This is a genomic window from Streptococcus parapneumoniae, assembly GCF_037076355.1.
Lineage (GTDB): Bacteria > Bacillota > Bacilli > Lactobacillales > Streptococcaceae > Streptococcus > Streptococcus parapneumoniae.
On sequence record NZ_AP026968.1, the window covers coordinates 1458473 to 1477236 of the forward strand.

The 18764-nt window shown below is 40.1% G+C and carries 14 protein-coding genes, 2 tRNA genes and 1 pseudogene; 1 reads left to right on the top strand and 16 read right to left on the bottom strand.

The genetic code is table 11. From position 1 onward, the window contains the following. Window positions 1–33: 33 nt before the first annotated feature. The 13 genes and pseudogenes from rpsA to parE all read right to left on the bottom strand — a co-directional run bounded on the left by rpsA (window position 34) and on the right by parE (window position 14382). The gene (gene rpsA, locus SP4011_RS07550; RefSeq protein WP_338618602.1) at window positions 34–1236 is read right to left on the bottom strand and encodes a 30S ribosomal protein S1; all 1203 of its coding nucleotides are present in this window, start codon (window positions 1234–1236) and stop codon (window positions 34–36) included. A 161-nt stretch (window positions 1237–1397) separates the two neighbouring features. Beyond that, window positions 1398–1469 (bottom strand) — tRNA-Gln (locus tag SP4011_RS07555). A gap of 9 nt (window positions 1470–1478) precedes the next feature. Further along, window positions 1479–1559 (bottom strand) — tRNA-Tyr (locus SP4011_RS07560). A 49-nt stretch (window positions 1560–1608) separates the two neighbouring features. After that, a complete protein-coding gene (locus SP4011_RS07565) occupies window positions 1609–1839 on the bottom strand; it encodes a DUF2969 domain-containing protein (protein ID WP_000037113.1) in 231 nt (76 codons plus the stop codon). A gap of 167 nt (window positions 1840–2006) precedes the next feature. Further along, window positions 2007–2651: a pyroglutamyl-peptidase I gene (gene pcp, locus SP4011_RS07570; RefSeq protein ID WP_000699369.1), complete on the bottom strand. Its 645-nt coding sequence runs from the start codon at window positions 2649–2651 to the stop codon at window positions 2007–2009. A 14-nt stretch (window positions 2652–2665) separates the two neighbouring features. Then, window positions 2666–3589: a DUF979 domain-containing protein gene (locus tag SP4011_RS07575; RefSeq protein ID WP_120007861.1), complete on the bottom strand. Its 924-nt coding sequence runs from the start codon at window positions 3587–3589 to the stop codon at window positions 2666–2668. Beyond that, window positions 3586–4275, bottom strand: coding sequence for a DUF969 domain-containing protein (locus SP4011_RS07580; protein WP_057487179.1), 690 nt, complete (start codon window positions 4273–4275; stop codon window positions 3586–3588). Before SP4011_RS07580 ends, SP4011_RS07575 begins: the two co-directional genes overlap by 4 nt. A 64-nt stretch (window positions 4276–4339) precedes the next feature. Beyond that, on the bottom strand, window positions 4340–6307 hold the full coding sequence (locus SP4011_RS07585) for a peptide ABC transporter substrate-binding protein (RefSeq protein WP_120007864.1): 1968 nt from the start codon (window positions 6305–6307) through the stop codon (window positions 4340–4342). Window positions 6308–6329: 22 nt separating this feature from the next. Then, window positions 6330–7352 (bottom strand): branched-chain amino acid aminotransferase, encoded by a 1023-nt coding sequence (locus SP4011_RS07590; RefSeq protein ID WP_218757600.1) that lies wholly within the window; start codon window positions 7350–7352, stop codon window positions 6330–6332. 134 nt (window positions 7353–7486) lie between these two features. Next, a complete protein-coding gene (gene parC, locus SP4011_RS07595; protein WP_338618613.1) occupies window positions 7487–9958 on the bottom strand; it encodes a DNA topoisomerase IV subunit A in 2472 nt (823 codons plus the stop codon). A gap of 405 nt (window positions 9959–10363) precedes the next feature. Beyond that, window positions 10364–11533 (bottom strand): hypothetical protein, encoded by a 1170-nt coding sequence (locus SP4011_RS07600; protein WP_338618615.1) that lies wholly within the window; start codon window positions 11531–11533, stop codon window positions 10364–10366. 50 nt (window positions 11534–11583) lie between these two features. Next, window positions 11584–12411: pseudogene (locus SP4011_RS07605) on the bottom strand (aminoglycoside 6-adenylyltransferase). Between the two features lie 27 nt (window positions 12412–12438). After that, window positions 12439–14382 carry a DNA topoisomerase IV subunit B gene (gene parE / locus SP4011_RS07610; protein ID WP_338618616.1) on the bottom strand — a complete coding sequence of 648 codons (1944 nt, stop codon included), beginning with the start codon at window positions 14380–14382 and terminating at the stop codon, window positions 12439–12441. Between the two features lie 135 nt (window positions 14383–14517). On the opposite strand from parE, the gene plsY reads away from it, so the two are divergent. Then, complete coding sequence (plsY, locus tag SP4011_RS07615; RefSeq protein WP_338618617.1) at window positions 14518–15159, top strand: glycerol-3-phosphate 1-O-acyltransferase PlsY; 642 nt, start codon at window positions 14518–14520, stop codon at window positions 15157–15159. A gap of 38 nt (window positions 15160–15197) precedes the next feature. Here the strand turns inward: plsY and SP4011_RS07620 are convergent, their stop codons facing one another. Genes SP4011_RS07620 through SP4011_RS07630 form a run of 3 tightly spaced genes read right to left on the bottom strand, consistent with a single transcriptional unit; the run spans window position 15198 to window position 18743 of the window. Continuing rightward, complete coding sequence (locus SP4011_RS07620) at window positions 15198–16154, bottom strand: ABC transporter permease (protein ID WP_000029119.1); 957 nt, start codon at window positions 16152–16154, stop codon at window positions 15198–15200. 2 nt (window positions 16155–16156) lie between these two features. Beyond that, window positions 16157–17215, bottom strand: a complete 1059-nt coding sequence (locus SP4011_RS07625; protein ID WP_338618619.1) for an ABC transporter permease — start codon at window positions 17213–17215, stop codon at window positions 16157–16159. Continuing rightward, window positions 17208–18743, bottom strand: a complete 1536-nt coding sequence (locus tag SP4011_RS07630) for an ABC transporter ATP-binding protein (protein ID WP_000929812.1) — start codon at window positions 18741–18743, stop codon at window positions 17208–17210. The genes SP4011_RS07625 and SP4011_RS07630 overlap by 8 nt, the downstream gene beginning before the upstream one ends. Window positions 18744–18764 lie beyond the last annotated feature (21 nt).

Below are 18764 nucleotides of genomic sequence, written 5' to 3' on the forward strand. Positions count from 1 at the left end.
GTAAACAAAGGATTTTGTGAATTTTCAATTTGATTAAAGTTCGATATCACCAAATAAATCAGCCATTGAGAATCCTGTTTGTGTTTCTGGAAGTTCAAAATCACGTTTTTCTTGACGTTTTGGACGACGTGGACGAGCAGCACGTTTTTCTTCTTTTTGTCCTTCTTCTTGAGCTGGACGCTCTTCAAGAGCTTTAATAGAAAGTGATACGCGCTCTGCATCTGAGTTAACTTCAAGAACTTTAACTTGAACTTCTTGACCTACTTTAATAGCTTCTTTTGGATTTTCAATACGTTTGTGTGAAATTTGTGATACGTGAACAAGTCCATCAATACCTGGCAATACTTCAACAAATGCACCGAAGTCAGTCAAACGTTTAACTGTTCCTTCTACTACATCACCTTTAGCCAATTTTTGCTCAACGCCATCCCATGGTCCAGGTGTTGTTGCTTTAAGTGAAAGTGATACACGTCCTTCTTCTTCGTTAAGATCAAGGATTTTCACTTCAATTTCTTCACCAACAGTTACAACTGATTTTGGTGATACGTTACGTTCATGTGACAATTCAGTCAAGTGAACCAATCCATCAACACCACCAAGGTCGATGAAAGCACCAAAGCTTGTGATACGGGCAACTTTACCAGTTACAACATCACCAACAGCCAATTTACCGAATACTTCAGCGCGAGCTGCTGCTGTAGCTGCTTCAACAACTTCACGACGTGAAAGGATGAAGCGGTTTTCTTTAGCGTCAACTTCTTTGATTTTAGCATCAAATTCTTGACCTACAAAACGCTCAGTGTTACGTACGAAACGAGTATCCAACATTGAAGCTGGGATAAATCCACGAACACCTTCAAATTCTACTGAAAGTCCACCTTTAACGGCACGAGTTCCTTTAACAGTAACAACTTCTTCTTCGCGACCAACAAGTTTGTCCCATGCTTTGCGAGCTTCAAGGCGTTTTTTAGATACAAGGTATGTAACTGTATCAGTATCTTTACCAACTACTTGACGAAGTACAAGAACATCCAATACTTCTCCTACTTTAACAAAGTCATTGATATCTGCATCGCGATCGTTTGTCAATTCGCGAAGAGTCAAGACACCTTCAACACCAGTTCCAGAGATTGCAACGTTAGCTTGAGTCGCATCAACTGTCAATACTTCAGCACTAACAACATCACCAGTCTCAACTTGGCTAACGCTATTTAGCAAATCTTCAAATTCGTTCATCTAAAAAATCCTCCAACAATCAAGTTTTTCTTAAACTTGACATACTTATAATTTTTTTCCTAAGCACCCGCAAGGACATGTTCATATCATTCACGTCTTTCAATTATAAAAATAAAATACCCTAAGATATTTTGCTTTTTATCTTGATTATTACCTAAGAACTGGGGTAGCTGGATTCGAACCAACGCATGAGGGAGTCAAAGTCCCTTGCCTTACCGCTTGGCTATACCCCATTGATAAAATGGAGAGAGAGGGATTCGAACCCCCGAACCCGAAGGAGCGGATTTACAGTCCGCCGCGTTTAGCCTCTTCGCTATCTCTCCTACAATCAACATGGACTATTATATCATGAAAATTTCAAAAAAACAAGACTTATTTTGCTAAATTATAATTTTCAATCAAAATTTCCACAGCTTTTTCCAATTTTTTATAAAAACTATCGACATTCCCATTCTTTATGATGGCAAATTGTCCATCTAATTCGGCAATTTCTCCGATAACTTTTTTACCAATGGTCAAGGTATAACCTTCAAAACTGTCTTTTCCTACATTAACCTTGGCATCTGCTACTTGAATTTCGATTTTTTTATCTTTCTTACTCATTTCATACCTCTCTTCACTTTTTCTATTTTACAAGAAAATCCTAAAACTAGCAAGAAAAAACTCTATATCAGGCTTGTCTGACATAGAGTTTTATGTAAACAACCTCAATCAATTTAGCATAGCTAATAGTTAGTAAACAAGCATAATTGACTATCCTTTTTAGGTTATCAGTGAGTCTCACCACCTACTAACTGCAAATCCTTATCTTTGTAGTCTACAATAGCTTCAATAGCTACCTCTATGCCTCTTACAATATCACATAGACTCATTCCTGCAGTATTCGGCTTATTTACTACTTGTTCCATCATATATGGAATATGCATGAAACCTGCTCTCATATTAGGGAATTTTTTATCCACTAAATAAAGAGCTTGGTACATCAAATGATTGCAAACAAAGGTTCCTGCACTATTGGATACAACTGCCGGAAGTCCCTGTTTTTTAATAGCTTGTACCATCGCTTTGATAGGTAAACTACTAAAATAGGCCGATGCTCCATCAATACGAATCGGTGTATCAATTGGTTGATTGCCTTCGTTATCAGGTATGCGAGCATCATCTTGATTAATAGCCACTCGTTCAGGTGTTAAACCTGTCCTGCCGCCTGCTTGTCCAATACAAAGTACAGCATCTGGTTGATATCGTAATATTTCTGCCTCTAAAACTTCTGACGACTTATAAAAAACCGTTGGAATTTCTACCCAGCGAACTTCGGCCCCATTAATCTCAGATGGTAATAATTTTACAGCCTCCAAAGCTGGATTAATCTTTTCACCTCCAAAAGGATTAAAACCTGTAACCAATATTTTCATTTTATTTTCCTTTACTAAAATGCGAGAAAGTACATTAAGAATATGTGAATAACAATCATTACTAGCGCAACACCTGCTTGAGCCTTTATAACGCCATTCTGATCTTTCATATCCATCAATGCTGCTGGTAGAGCGTTAAAATTAGCAGCCATTGGGGTCAATAAGGTCCCACAATAACCTGCTGTCATGGCAAGAGCACCAGCCACAATTGGATTAGCTCCCAGAGCAAATACAAAGGGAACTCCAACACCTGCTGTAATAACGGTGAATGCTGCAAAAGCATTTCCCATAATCATTGTGAATAGAACCATTCCAAGAACATAGGCCAAAACTCCTATAAAGCGACTATCTGAAGGAACAATACCGCTAATCAGATGAGAGATAACATCACCAACACCTGCTACAGTAAAAATAGCCCCCAAAGCCCCTAATAATTGGGGAACAATCCCACTTGTTGAAACTTGCTGAGTCATTCGATTATTTTCTGATAACAAACTCTTAGGGTGACTATTGGTAATCACAAGAACAGAAATTGTAGCAAATAAGGCGGCAAGGCTAATCGAAATCTTGCTAAATTCTGGAATCATTTGCGCTAAGACCAACGCAAGTATTGCCATCAGCATAACTGGAATAAAAATTTTATTTTTCAATCTGTTAGATTCAATATTGGCTTTCATTTCATCTAAGGATGGCAAGGTTCCGATACGGACTTGCTTAAACAATGTTAACAGCGATAATATGATTACAATAATACCAATACTCATATTTGGCATATAGGAACCACCTATAAACGTAATAGCCAATAGAGTCCAAAATGCAGATGTTCCAAATCGGACTGGGTTTGTTTTATCTTTATAACTACAATAGGCTGTATGGAGAAATTGACAACCAATCACAATATAGGTCAACTCTAATAGTTGCTTTGCCAACTCTGTCATTTTTGTTCTCCTCCCCTAGTCTTTTCTGATGTCAATTTTTTATCAAATAAATAATTATAAATCCCCACTACAATAAGTGTTATAACAGCAACAATAATAGATGCAGAAGCAATCCCTGCATAATTACTTTCATAGCCTAACTGATCTAATGTTCCCCCTATCAAGAGGACTCCCCCAGCACCTACAAACGTATTTTGAGCAAAGAAATTTCCAAAATTTTCATTTGCAGCCGCACGCGCTTTTATTGCCTCATCTTCAACCTCTGTTAACTTTCTACCTAATTGAGACTCTGCTGCTGCTTCTCCCATAGGTTGAACCAAAGGTCTGACAAACTGAGGGTGTCCTCCTAGACGAATTGAAAAGAAACCAGCTAACTCTCGAATAAAGAAATAAACTGTATAGAAGTTTCCAACTGTCAGACCTTTAATCTTTCGAATCAAATCAATTGATCGTTGCTTGAGTCCAAAGGTTTCTGACAGCCCCACAAGAGGCAAGGTAACCATAAAAATCGTGAGCACTCGCTGATTGCTAAATTCTTTTCCCAAAATCTCCAAAAATTCAACAAGAGAAACACCTGAAACTAAAGCTGTAACCAAACCAGCTAAGACTACTGTTGCAATTGTATCAAACTTTAAAATAAAACCCACAACAATGATTGCTATTCCTATTAGTTTAATCCACTCCATATCAAACTCCTTTATATTCAAAATGACAGTATTTTTTAAATTTTATCAAAAGCAATACCATTCCTTATTTAATGTGTTTTTCTAGTTCTTTTTGATATTTGCTATTGGATTCCAATTTTTCTTTTTGCCATTTTTTAAGAGCTTCGTCATATTCTTTTGTTGTAACAATATCTTTTTGCAATTTCATTCCTTTAAAGATATATGGATCCCCCTTAATACCAACTTGTGAGTATGGTTTTGAGAATGGTACTACGTTACTTACAACTGGAGAACCACCAGATGAGGCTGTTGGCATCAATAATGAACTATCTGTCAACCAAGCTTGAGCTTTGGCATATTTTTCATATCTCTTCTCTAAGTCAGTGGTCTCAGAAACAGCATCTTCTAACAATTTCTTATATTGATCCAAACCAAGTTTAGCGACAACATCCTTATCTTTTCCTTTCGTAATACCAAGGTGTTTCATGGCAGAACCAGATTTTGGATCCATAATATTCAAGTAAGATGCTGGATCTTGATAGCTTGGAGCCCATCCTGTACTGTTCAAATCATAGTCTTTTTGAGAAGGAACACGCGCTTGTGATGTAATCGTTTCTTTTTCATTATCTGTCATTTGAAGTACATCGATGACAACATTTTCAGCACCAAGAGTTGATTCAATAGACTGTTTGAAAGAGTTGCTTTGTTGAACGGCGATAGTATCTGTTTGTTCAACCGGGACATCCAAGTGAATTGGGAAGGTTACCCCTTTAGATTCCAAGTCTTTCTTAGCTTTTTCGAAAGCAGCTTTAGCCTTGTCAGGGTTGTAGATAGAATCCTTACCGTCAACTAGCTCAACACCTTTCCATTGGTCACCATAGTTCACCAACTCTGCTTGGGCGATTTGACCAAAGTTCTTACCACCTGCTTGTACGAAGTTATCTGGAACAAGGCTGTTACGAATAATCTTGTCCGCACCATCTTCACCGTTTAGCTGGGCAGCATACGAATGACGGTTGAAGGCAAAGTTGATAGCCTGACGGAAGTCCTTATTGAGCATCGCTTCTTTTGTAGAAGTCTTTTGCTCTTCGCTTGTTTTCGCAGTTTTATTGTATGACTGACGATTTACGTTAAAGGTGAAGTAATAACTGCTTGAGTCCTGTGGGCTATAAGTGATTTTATCTCCGTATTCTTCCAAAGTTGAAGCAAAGTTTGAGCTGCTTGGGAAGAGACGGGCTGTCGTATAAGCACCAGAGGAGAAGCTACGGATCAAAGACTCCTGATCTGAACCATCGTAGTAGGTCAATTTAATCTTCTCAATTTTAACATTTTCTTTATCCCAGTAATTTGGATTTTTTTCATATTCAATCAAAGATTTAGAAGTCAATGTTTTTAAGAAATAAGGACCATTGTAGAGAATACCTGCTGGGCTAACCTCTCCGTAATTCTTTCCTGATGCCTTTAAAAACTCTTCATTTACAGGCAACATCGTCGCTGTAGTCACTTTTGAATTCCAGAAACTTTCTGGCGCATTCAATGTATACTCAACTGTGTAGTCATCCAAAGCTTTAACACCAACTGTAGAGAAATCATTGGTTTCACCAGTCATATAGGCGTCCAAGCCTTTGATTGAATTTTGGATGAGAGAGACACCGTCTGACTTACCGTCAGCAACGTGTTTCAATCCTGTTACAAAGTCATGGGCTGTTACTTCTGCGTATTCTTCACCTTCAGAAGTGTACCATTTCACTCCTTTACGAAGTTTATAGGTATAAGTCAGACCATCTTTTGACACGGACCAATCTTCAGCCAAAGAAGGAATAACATTACCATATTTATCATTTTCCATCAAACCATCAACGACATTCCCGATAATATCTGTTGTGGATGTACGCGTTGCTATGCTGTAGTCCAAGGATGCTGGATCCACTGCATAGACATAAGAAAATGTTGTCGGAGCATCTGCTTCTTTATCAGCTTTTCCACAGGCTGCTAAAAGAGCTGTTGTGCTCAGGACCACTCCTGCTGTTAAGAGCCACTTTTTCGATTTCATAAAAATCTCCTTTAATATATTTTTAATCTACTTTTACAATCCAACCTTCTGGCGCTGGAATATCACCAAACTGAATTCCTGTCAGTTCATCATAGAGTTTACGAGTCACAGGTCCTACTTCTGTTTCACTATAGAAAACATGGAAATCATCACCGTGTTGAATACCTCCAATTGGAGAAATAACCGCTGCTGTACCACAGGCACCTGCCTCTACAAAACGGTCAAGGTTATCAATTGGAACATCTCCTTCAATAGGAGTTAAGCCCAAGCGATGTTCTGCCAAATAAAGTAAGGAATACTTGGTAATAGATGGCAAGATAGATGGACTCAATGGCGTTACAAATTCATTATCAGCTGTAATTCCAAAGAAGTTAGCTGATCCAACTTCTTCAATCTTTGTATGTGTTGATGGATCTAGGTAAATAACATCTGAGAAATGACGTGACTTGGCCAATTTCCCTGGCAAGAGGCTGGCAGCATAGTTCCCACCAACCTTAGCCGCACCTGTACCATTTGGAGCCGCACGATCGTATTCATCCTGAATCAAGAAGTTGGTTGGAACCAAGCCACCCTTAAAGTAATTTCCAACTGGCATAGCAAAGATAGTAAAAATATACTCCTCTGCTGGTTTTACCCCGATAATATCTCCGACACCAATCAAAAGAGGGCGAAGATAGAGGGTTCCACCTGTTCCGTATGGTGGTACGTATTCTTCATTCGCACGGACAACTGCTTTACAAGCTTCTACAAACATGTCTGTCGGAACTTGTGGCATCAAGAGACGGTCACATGTACGTTGCAGACGTTTGGCATTTTCATCAGGACGGAACAGTTGAACACTGCCATCCTTAGTACGATAAGCTTTCAAACCTTCAAATGCTTGTTGTCCATAGTGGAGACTTGGAGAAGACTCTGAAATATGCAAAGTTGCATCCTCTGTAAGCTCTCCTTGATTCCATTGTCCATTTTTAAAATGAGCAATATAGCGATAAGGTAATTTCATATAGGAGAAACCAAGGTTTTCCCAATCAATCGTTACTGTCATATTCCACTCCTTATTCTAAAAACCTATTTCTTATATTCTACACTATTTTTCTAAAATAGCAAGTATATTTTGTAATTTTCAGAAAATTTCTTCAATAAAAAGAACCAGCTCTTAGAACTGATTCTTCATTTCACTTATTTAGCTTCAGTAAATACTTCTTTAAGATAAGCGTCAAAAACTTCTTCATCAGAAATCGTGTCAGAGATGAAGCTACCGTTACTTGTGCGTTCTGACAGACTCAAGTCTTGCAATCGGCTTTCATAGATTGTTCCTTTATTGGATTGAACAAGTAGAATTTGGTCGTTCACGTCCACTTCTGTACTAAATAGGTCACCAACGAAGCCTTGTTCTGCAACTGCTCCTGCCAAGAAGACACGGTGCGGTTTGTTTTTCAACTCACGCAAGACTTGTAAACCACGTTTGGCACGGCTGGTTGCTGGAATTTCGTCAATAGAAACACGTTTCAAACTTCCACGCTGAGTCAAGAGGTAGAAGGACGAGGTATTACAGATAAAGGCCGATTGGAGGACATCATCTTCTTTCAGGTTCATAGCCTTGACACCTGCAGCCTTGGCACCGACAACAGGAACCTCTTCGATATTGAAACGCAGAGCATAACCGTTTTGGCTAATCAAGAAAACATCATCCAGTTTAATCGGAGCCACTGCTACAATCTGGTCTGTCTCATCTTTTAGTTTAGCATACTTGACAGACTTAGACTTGTAGGTTCGCCATGGAGTGAATTCTTTGCGTTCTACACGCTTGATTTGACCGAGACGAGTAGCTGCAAAATAAGTTGTCGCATCATCAAACTGATCCACGACTTCCACATAAAGAATCTCTTCGTTAGTTTCAAAGTTTGTAATGGTCTGGCTCAGATGCTCTCCGATGTCCTTCCAGCGAATGTCTGCCAATTCATGGATTGGTCGATAAATGACATTTCCAAGCGTCGTGAACATCAAAAGGTGCTGTGTTGTCTTGACAGCTTGTACAAAAATCAAACGGTCATCATCACGTTTGCCAATTTCTTCCAGGGTTGAAGCGGCAAAGGAACGTGGGCTAGTACGCTTGATGTAACCTGCCTTGGTCACGCTGACATAGGTATCCTCCTCGGCGATAAGACTAGCTGTATCAATCTCGATTGCTTTTGCTGTGTCTTCTAAGCTACTCAAACGAGGAGTCGCAAACTTCTTCTTAACCTCACGAAGTTCTTTCTTCATGAGATTATACATAGTCCGCTCATCACCGATAATAGCCGCCAGCATGGCAATCTTTTCACGAAGTTCTGCTTCTTCTTCCTGCAAGACAACTACGTCTGTATTGGTCAAACGGTACAGTTGCAAGGTAACAACGGCCTCAGCCTGCTCTTCTGTAAAATCATAGCTGACTTTGAGGTTTTCCTTGGCGTCAGCCTTATTCTCAGAAGCACGGATAAGAGCAATGACTTCGTCCAAAATCGAAATCACGCGAATCAAACCTTCGACGATATGGAGACGCTTCTCAGCCTTTTCCTTGTCAAAGCGTGAACGCGCCAAAATCACTTCACGACGGTGGGCGATATAGCTAGACAAGATTGGAACGATCCCAACCTGACGAGGCGTGAAATTGTCAATCGCCACCATGTTAAAGTTGTAGTTGATTTGCAGGTCTGTGTATTTGAAGAGATAGTTGAGAACCAGCTCCGTATTGGCGTCTTTCTTCAGTTCGATAGCGATACGTAGACCATCACGGTCAGACTCATCACGAACCTCAGCAATACCTGCAACTTTGTTATTGACACGAACATCATCGATTTTTTTGACCAGATTAGCCTTATTGATTTCATAAGGAATCTCAGTAATAACAATTTGTTCCTTACCACCTTTTAGCTTTTCAATCTCAGTCTTGGAACGAACAACTACGCGTCCTTTTCCAGTTTCATAGGCCTTCTTGATTTCATCACGACCTTGGATGATAGCTCCTGTCGGGAAATCTGGTCCAGGCAAGAATTCCATGAGTTTGTCAACTTTGGCAGTTGGATGGTCAATCATGTAAACCGCCGCATCAATTACTTCAGCCAAATTATGTGGTGGAATATCTGTGGCATATCCAGCCGAAATACCAGTAGATCCATTGACCAAGAGGTTTGGAAAGGCTGCTGGCAAGACTGTCGGCTCTTTCTCTGTATCGTCAAAGTTCCAAGCAAAAGGAACTGTCTTCTTCTCGATATCCTGAAGAAGATAGCCAGCAATTTCAGACAGACGTGCCTCAGTATAACGCATAGCCGCAGGCGGATCTCCATCCATAGAACCGTTGTTACCGTGCATTTCGACCAAAATCTCACGGTTTTTCCAGTCCTGTGACATACGAACCATGGCATCATAGATAGAAATATCACCGTGTGGGTGAAAATTCCCCATGATATTCCCGACAGACTTGGCCGACTTGCGGTAGCTCTTTTCAAAAGTATTGCCATCCTTATTCATAGAATAAAGAATGCGACGCTGAACCGGCTTCAATCCATCACGAATATCTGGCAAGGCCCGGTCTTGAATAATGTACTTGGAGTAGCGACCAAAGCGCTCTCCCATGATGTCCTCTAGGGACATATTTTGAATGTTACTCATATAGGATACAAAGCCCGTAAAATACCAAGTGAAAATAGAAAATTCTTGAAGTAAGAAAGCTAACAAGAGAATTTATCTTTTTCACACAGCATCTAGGGCGTGTTCAACTCCTTTCAAAGAATGTAGAGTAGTTTTATCTAGAAAAAGGATTTCAGTTACGATAAGCAACCAAACTATCCTTTCTGTAGTTTAATGTATTTAAAATGCGTTGCTTTAGTTAATAAGAAATTTCACACAGCATTAAGGCGTGTTTAATTTCTTTCAAATTTTATATAAGTGGACTAGGTTGTAACTAAAAAACGATTTATCTTTTTTACACACCGTTTAGTCCGTGTTCAGTTTTTACATGCAAGTTGAAAAGAATGATCTCACAGAAATAGACGTGTTTGGATAATAAAAAATAGATTATTCATATTCTTGTTTTAATGCATCCTTAACTTCTTCTTTTAACGAATCCAAAAAATACTTTTTAATTTTAATTACTTCATCTACAACAGAATTGTCTAAATAGAAAACTCTACCAGTCTGTTGTTCATGAAGTTTTTTTAATAAATCCTTTTTATTTGGCCAAATAAGTTTTCTTGCTGCTGGAATGAATGCTTTATGCCCAGTGAACGGTAAAGTGAAACTTTGACCTTTTTTAAATGACTTATTAATTATCGTTAAGGTAGCAAAGCCCATAACCTCTTCACCGAGCACAACAACAATGAATGGTCTAATATCATATTCATTTCCTTGATTGGAATAATAACAATACTCTTTAGAAATATTATATTTATATTTCTTACCTTCAATTTCTGTCGATTTAAATTTTAGAACTCGTAAATTATCAGGTTGCAAACCATGACTAAAAGTATTTAACTCAATCTTATTATCATCCTCTGAATAAATCAAATAGACTGTTGGATCATCTCCAAAATCACCTTCAAATTCAAAAGACTGAAACACATAATAATTATATTTATAGTCATTTCTTGAAGTAATGGTCATTTTAGAAATCACAGGGGGAGTAATTACCAAATTGTCTATTTTCGATTTTTGAATATATGCTAGTTGAGTATCATGTTTAATATTATTTTTAAAACCAAATTCTTGCAATTGTTTTAAGAGTTCCTCTATTGAGGATACTATTTCAGAATTCGATTCTTTAATAACATTTGCTATAACAGCAATATCTGACTGAGAAAACTGAGACATTTTTCTAACTAAGTCAATAAATTTTTTATCTAGCTCATCCATCAAACTAATTGAAAAACTTTTATTGAAAGTCTGAGGATACTGATCCTCCAAAGCGTTTTTAAAATCATCATAAGTAGCAAACGTGCTTTTCAAGTGATATTCAATCATCAAAATTTCTTCAACAATATGATTTGTCTCCCAAAATCTTAAAACCTCTTCAAAATACGGATTATCTTTATGACGGTCTATCATATAATTTCGATAATCTTCGATAAGTTTTTTTAAACTCTTTTTATCAGTCTTCTCTTGCAAACCTAATGAATCATAAAATCTATTCCAAGAAAAATCCGCTATTTTACCAAACAAATATGAAGTAATTCCTAAATCTAAAAACATTATAATCCTCCTAAATGTTACTAAATGGCTTCATCCTTATCAATGAAATTCTAATCTACTACATTTAAGCATATTCTTTCCTCAGCATACTGAATCATCTTCTCCGCCACTTCCATATCATAGTCAAATCCCATCTTGTGAGCAAGGGACTGAGCCTCTTGGTAGAAAAGTTGCATCGTAGCAAACAAAGACTGAGTGATTTTATCTATACTTGAAAAATCAAGCAAATCTGAGAACTCCTTTTCTTTCTCAGTGGGTAAATAGTTAAAAAGATACTTATAATTCTTGCCGACGTCTACTGTTCCCTTATCACTTGCTATCTGCCAAGCTAAGACTTTTAATAACTCTTTCTGACAAATACCATAGAGATGGTCCAGTGCATAGACGACTTGCTTGCGACAAATTCCTTTGACAACGTAGGCTGATACCCACCAAAATTCATTTCAGGAATTTTCAAAATCCATTTCAATAGCTGGGGTTATCCAGTAACGCTCTGGATTTGGGAAATAAGGTTCAAATAAATTTTCTGGATCTTCTAAAACAGTGAATCCTGCTTCACTGTCCACCCACTCTTGAATGTATTCTTTAGGGCAAAGAGTCAAATCAATGCGGTTACCATCTTCAAAGAGCATGAGATAGAGACGACGATTACCAAGACTAACTTCTTGCTCGATAATGCGTTTCCCGAAATAGGCCAACCAAGAAAGGTCACTCGTCAGATTATCCAAATCATCCACAATATAGACCACATCGTAGTCTTGAAATTCATCTTTTGGAGCTTTTGGACAAGCTCGCGAACCAGATAGAGCCACGGCTTCGACTTTTAAAGTTTCAGCAGTCTGTAAAATCAGATTCAGCATTTCTGTTTCAGTTCTCATGTTAATACCCATTCGTTAAAAACCGACTTAAAACACTGTCGCTTCTTCCAGCGTAAACTTGACATTATCTTCAATCCACTTACGGCGTGGTTCGACCTTGTCTCCCATGAGGACATTGACGCGGCGTTCAGCACGTGCTAGGTCTTCGATTGTAACACGGATGAGGGTACGGGTTTCTGGGTTCATAGTTGTTTCCCAAAGCTGATCCGCATTCATCTCACCAAGACCTTTATATCGTTGGAGTGTTGCGCCTTTACCGAACTGCTTGCGGAGTTCTTCTAGCTCTCCATCTGTCCATGCATAGGCCACTTCTTCTTTCTTGCCTTTACCTTTGGACATCTTGTAAAGAGGCGGAAGAGCGATATAAACATGTCCCGCCTCAACTAGTGGACGCATGTAGCGGTAGAAAAATGTCAAGAGTAAAGTCTGAATGTGGGCACCGTCTGTATCCGCATCGGTCATGATAATGATCTTGTCATAGTTGGCATCTTCAAGGGAGAAGTCTGCTCCGACACCCGCACCGATGGTATAAATCATGGTATTGATTTCTTCATTTTTGAGAATATCCGCCATCTTAGCCTTGGCTGTATTGATAACCTTACCTCGAAGAGGCAAGATAGCTTGGAACTTGCGGTCACGACCTTGCTTGGCAGAACCGCCGGCAGAGTCCCCCTCGACTAGATAGAGTTCATTCTTAGCAGGATTTTTAGACTGGGCTGGGGTTAACTTACCAGAAAGCAAGCCCTTGTCTTTCTTATTTTTCTTGCCATTTCTGCTCTCATCACGCGCTTTGCGGGCCGCCTCACGGGCATCACGCGCCTTGATAGCCTTGCGAATGAGATTCGAAGCCAATTCTCCATTTTCCATGAGGAAGAAGGTCAACTTATCAGCCACTATGACATCCACAACTGGACGAGCTAGTGGGCTTCCCAGTTTATCCTTGGTCTGGCCTTCAAACTGCAAATGTTCTTCAGGAACCAAGATAGAAAGAACGGCCGCTAGTCCCTCACGATAGTCGGAACCTTCAAGATTTTTATCTTTTTCCTTGAGAAGCCCCGTCTTACGCGCATAGTCATTCATGACCTTGGTAATAGCAGACTTGAGTCCTGTTTCATGCGTTCCACCATCTTTAGTACGAACGTTATTGACAAAGGATAGAATGTTATCTGAGAATCCATCATTATACTGAAGCGCAACTTCCACTTGGAAACCATTATCTTCCCCTTCAAAGTACAGAACTGGTGTCAAGGTTTCCTTGTCTTCGTTCAGATAAGAAACAAAGTCCTGCACCCCGTTCTCATAATGAAACTCAATCGCTTCATCTGTACGCTTGTCCGTCAAAGACAAGGTCACATTTTTCAAGAGAAATGCTGACTCATTAAGGCGCTCTGAAATGGTATTGTACTTGAAGTCTGTCGTAGAAAAGATGGTCGCATCGGGCATAAACGTAACTTTGGTACCTGTTTTAGACTTGGGCGCTGTACCAATTTTCTTCAAAGTCGTAACAGGTTTGCCACCATTTTCAAAACGTTGCTTGTAAACTGCGCCATCACGGGTGATTTCAACCTCCAGCCAACTAGATAGAGCATTAACAACGGAAGAACCCACCCCGTGAAGTCCACCTGATGTCTTATAGCCTCCTTGACCGAATTTCCCTCCGGCATGAAGAATGGTAAAGATAACCTCAACTGTTGGGATTCCCATAGCGTGCATACCAGTTGGCATCCCGCGACCATGGTCTTGAACCGTTAAACTGCCATCTTTATTGATGGTCACATCAATACGGTCACCAAATCCAGACAAAGCTTCATCGACCGCATTATCGACGATTTCCCAGACTAGGTGATGGAGGCCAGCACCATCAGTAGATCCGATATACATCCCTGGACGTTTTCGGACCGCATCCAACCCTTCTAGCACCTGAATGGCATCATCATTATAATTGTTAATATTGATTTCCTTTTTTGACACAAGGAACCTCCTATTCGTTCATCTTTACTATTCTACAGGTTTTCCAAGGATTTTGCAAAATTTTTCTTTCTCCGGTGTGACAATTTCAGAAGAGATTCTCTGCCTTTCTTCTCCATTTCATGATATAATAGGAGTATGATTACAATAGTTTTATTAATCCTAGCTTATCTGCTGGGTTCGATTCCGTCTGGTCTCTGGATTGGACAAGTATTCTTTCAAATCAATCTGCGCGAGCATGGTTCTGGTAACACTGGAACGACCAATACCTTCCGCATTTTAGGTAAGAAAGCTGGTATGGCAACCTTTGTCATTGACTTTTTTAAAGGAACCCTAGCAACGCTTCTTCCGATTATTTTTCATCTGCAAGGCGTTTCGCCTCTCATCTTTGGAGTTTTGGCTGTTATTGGTCATACCTTCCCTATCTTTGCAGGATTCAAGGGTGGTAAGGCTGTCGCAACCAGTGCTGGTGTGATTTTCGGATTTGCGCCTGTCTTCTGCCTCTACCTTGCGGTTGTTTTCTTTGGGACCCTCTATCTAGGCAGTATGATTTCACTTTCCAGTGTCACAGCATCTATAGCAGCCGTCAGCGGAGTTCTACTCTTTCCACTTTTTGGTTTTATCCTGACTAACTATGACCCTCTCTTCATCGCTATTATCCTAGCACTGGCTAGTTTGATTATCATTCGTCATAAGGATAATATCACACGCATCCAAAATAAAACTGAAAATCTTGTCCCTTGGGGATTAAACTTAACTCATCAAGATCCTAAAAAATAAAACGCCAGTTTGAACAGAACTGACGTTTTTTTGTATACTTATTTTGATTTGATATAGTTGATACCATCTGCTTTTGGTGCGACTGCTTTTCCAAAGAAGGCTGCCAAGACCAGAATAGTCAAAACATAAGGTGCGATTTGAAGGTAAACCGCTGGCACTCCTTGTAGGAATGGCAATTGAGAACCGATAACGGCCAAACTTTGTGACAGCCCGAAGAAGAGACTAGAAAGCATGGCGCCGATTGGATTCCATTTCCCAAAAATCATCGCAGCAAGGGCGATAAATCCAGGTCCAACAATAGTTGTCACTGAGAAGTTAACTGAAATCGATTGAGCATAAATCGCTCCACCAATTCCACCTAGGAAACCTGAAATGATTACTCCTAGATATCTCATCTTGTAGACATTGATTCCCAATGTATCCGCTGCTTGAGGATGCTCACCTACAGAGCGGAGACGAAGACCAAAACGAGTCTTGAAGAGGATAAACCAAGCAAGGAATGAGAAGGCAATCGCGATATAACCAAGCAGACTAGTTGACTTGAAGAAGATATCACCAATCACTGGGATATTTGCCAAGACTGGGAAGTCAAAGCGTCCAAAAGTCTGACTTAGGTTGTCGGTTTGTCCTTTGTTATAAAGAACTTTCACCAAGAAAACAGCCAAGGCTGGCGCCATCAAGTTCAAGACAGTACCGCTGACAACATGGTCTGCACGGAAATGAACCGTCGCTGCTGCGTGGATGATAGAAAAGATTCCCCCTACCAATCCTGCTACAAGCAAGGATAGCCATGGAGTTGCTGCTCCAAATTGTTCCGCAAATTCAAGGTTAAAGACAACTCCAGAAAAGGCACCCATAACCATAATTCCTTCAAGGCCGACGTTTACGACACCACCACGTTCAGAGAAAACACCACCAATACTTGTAAAGATGAGGGGTGCTGAGTAAATCAGCATAGAAGACACCAAGAGGGTGAGCAAGGTTGTAATAGACATCTTTACTTACCTCCTTTAACTTGTTTTTTCGGTTTGACAAAGCGTTCGATAAGGTAATGAACACTGACAAAGAAGATAATAGACGCTGTCACAATGCTGACAAGCTCAGACGGTACCTGCGCCGCATTCATACCAGGAGCTCCAACTTGGAGAACACCAAATAGGAAGGCTGCAAAGAGAATACCAATTGGTGAGTTGGCTGCAAGCAGACTAACCGCCATCCCGTTAAATCCAACAGCCAATGACGCCCCTTGAACATAGACGTTCTGGAAGGTTCCAAGTCCTTCAACGGCTCCACCAAGACCAGCCAAGGCACCTGAAATAATCATTGATAGAATAATAGTCCGTTTTGCAGAAATACCAGCATATTCTGATGCATGTAGATTAAGACCAACTGCACGAATTTCAAAACCAAGAGTTGTTTTCTTGAGCATGAACCAAATAACTGCAACTGCAATGATGGCAAAGAAAATACCAATATTCATCCGCGAGTTACCAGTCAACTCAGCTAACCAAGGTGTCTGATAGGTTGCATTAGCCCCAACACGAATGGTCGAATCTGTACTTTGCATAAAGTCTTTAGGGAAAGCATGGATAAAGGCATTTCCTACATACAAGACAATGTAGTTCATCATAATGGTTACAATAACCTCTGACGTCCCTAGATAGGCTCTCAGAATACCTGGAATGGCACCGACAATTCCACCAGCAATCAAGGCAATCACGATAGTCGCTAAAATCATCAAAGGACGTGGCATATCTGGATGCGATAAGGCAAACCAACCACTGAGAATCCAACCTGCCAAAGCCTGACCAGGAAGTCCAACGTTAAAGAAACCAGCACGACTGGCAACAGCAAAACCAAGACCAATCAAGACCAAAGGCCCCATTGCACGGAAGATTTCCCCAATCCCGCGTAGACTACCAAAGGCTGTATAGAACAATTCTTCATAGCCCCAAATAGCATCATAACCGAAGATCCACATGACAATGGCTCCAAGTAAAATTCCTAGGAAGACAGAAATCAAGGGAACCGAAATTTGTTGTAATTTTTTAGACATCACTCTTCTCCTTTCCCAAGTTTCCACCAGCCATCAAGACACCAAGTTCTTGTTTATTGGTTGTTTCTGGTGATACAATACCTTGAATCTTACCATCGTGAATAACGGCAATACGGTCTGAGACGTTTAAAATCTCATCTAGTTCAAAGCTGACAACAAGGACAGCCTTTCCATTATCACGCTCTTCAATCAAGCGTTTGTGGATATATTCAATGGCACCGACATCCAACCCACGAGTTGGCTGGCTGACGATAAGGAGATCAGGATCTCGATCAATTTCACGAGCAATAATTGCTTTTTGTTGATTTCCTCCTGAGAGTGCAGCTGCAGGAACAAATTCGCTGGCAGCACGAACATCAAACTCTTCCATTAGCTTTTTAGCATAAGAAGTAATATTTGAATAGTTCAAAATTCCATTTTTACTATGTGGTTCTTTGTAGTAGGTTTGAAGGGCAATATTTTCAGAAATCATCATTTCCAAAATCAAACCATCACGGTGACGGTCTTCTGGAACGTGCCCAACACTCAACTCTGTAATCTGACGTGGGTGCAAGCCTACAATTGAATCTCCTTTTAGCTCAATGCTACCAGATTCAACCTTGCGAAGACCTGTGATTGCTTGAATGAGTTCAGACTGACCATTTCCATCAATACCCGCGATACCAACAATCTCTCCCGCACGAACATCCAAGGATAGATTTTTCACAGCTGGGACACCGCGGTTTTCATTGACCACCAAATCTTTGATTGACAAGACCACTTCTTTTGGTTGAGAAGCTTGTTTCTCTGTTTTAAAGGAAACGGAACGTCCTACCATCATTTCAGCCAAATCAGCATTGGTAGCCCCTGCAATTTCGACGGTTTCAATTGATTTCCCACGACGGATAACTGTAACGCGGTCAGAAACTGCACGAATCTCATCCAACTTGTGGGTAATCAAGATAATTGATTTTCCTTCTTTGACAAGATTTTTCATAATAGCCATTAACTCCTCAATTTCTGATGGAGTCAAAACAGCCGTTGGTTCGTCAAAGATAAGAATATCAGCCCCCCGATAAAGGGTTTTTAAAATTTCTACACGTTGTTGGGCCCCAACTGAGATGTCTGCCACCTTGGCAGAAGGGTCCACAGCTAAGCCATAACGTTCAGAAAGAGCCTTGATTTCTTTACTAGCTCCAGCGATATCTAGCACACCATTTTTAGTCAATTCACTTCCTAAAATAATGTTTTCAGCCACCGTGAAAGCCTCTACCAACATAAAGTGCTGGTGAACCATTCCGATTCCCAAGCCAGCTGCTTTAGATGGCGAGTCGAGGTTAACAACTTGACCGTTGACCGCGATTTCACCACTAGTTGGTTCAAGAAGGCCTGCTAACATGTTCATGAGCGTGGACTTACCAGCCCCATTTTCTCCTAAAAGTGCATGAATTTCACCTTTTCGTAGGTGCAGGTTGATTTTGTCGTTGGCAACAAATTCACCAAACACCTTGGTAATATCACGCATCTCAATGACATTTTCGTGTGCCATGTGCTCTTCCTTTCAGAGTCT

What these genes read in the sequence shown, in the direction of transcription:
- rpsA (WP_338618602.1), bottom strand. Translation starts at nt 1,236, where the DNA reads ATGAACGAATTTGAAGATTTGCTAAATAGCGTTAGCCAAGTTGAGACT.
- SP4011_RS07565 (WP_000037113.1), bottom strand. Translation starts at nt 1,839, where the DNA reads ATGAGTAAGAAAGATAAAAAAATCGAAATTCAAGTAGCAGATGCCAAG.
- pcp (WP_000699369.1), bottom strand. Translation starts at nt 2,651, where the DNA reads ATGAAAATATTGGTTACAGGTTTTAATCCTTTTGGAGGTGAAAAGATT.
- SP4011_RS07575 (WP_120007861.1), bottom strand. Translation starts at nt 3,589, where the DNA reads ATGACAGAGTTGGCAAAGCAACTATTAGAGTTGACCTATATTGTGATT.
- SP4011_RS07580 (WP_057487179.1), bottom strand. Translation starts at nt 4,275, where the DNA reads ATGGAGTGGATTAAACTAATAGGAATAGCAATCATTGTTGTGGGTTTT.
- SP4011_RS07585 (WP_120007864.1), bottom strand. Translation starts at nt 6,307, where the DNA reads ATGAAATCGAAAAAGTGGCTCTTAACAGCAGGAGTGGTCCTGAGCACA.
- SP4011_RS07590 (WP_218757600.1), bottom strand. Translation starts at nt 7,352, where the DNA reads ATGACAGTAACGATTGATTGGGAAAACCTTGGTTTCTCCTATATGAAA.
- parC (WP_338618613.1), bottom strand. Translation starts at nt 9,958, where the DNA reads ATGAGTAACATTCAAAATATGTCCCTAGAGGACATCATGGGAGAGCGC.
- SP4011_RS07600 (WP_338618615.1), bottom strand. Translation starts at nt 11,533, where the DNA reads ATGTTTTTAGATTTAGGAATTACTTCATATTTGTTTGGTAAAATAGCG.
- plsY (WP_338618617.1), top strand. Translation starts at nt 14,518, where the DNA reads ATGATTACAATAGTTTTATTAATCCTAGCTTATCTGCTGGGTTCGATT.
- SP4011_RS07620 (WP_000029119.1), bottom strand. Translation starts at nt 16,154, where the DNA reads ATGTCTATTACAACCTTGCTCACCCTCTTGGTGTCTTCTATGCTGATT.
- SP4011_RS07625 (WP_338618619.1), bottom strand. Translation starts at nt 17,215, where the DNA reads ATGTCTAAAAAATTACAACAAATTTCGGTTCCCTTGATTTCTGTCTTC.
- SP4011_RS07630 (WP_000929812.1), bottom strand. Translation starts at nt 18,743, where the DNA reads ATGGCACACGAAAATGTCATTGAGATGCGTGATATTACCAAGGTGTTT.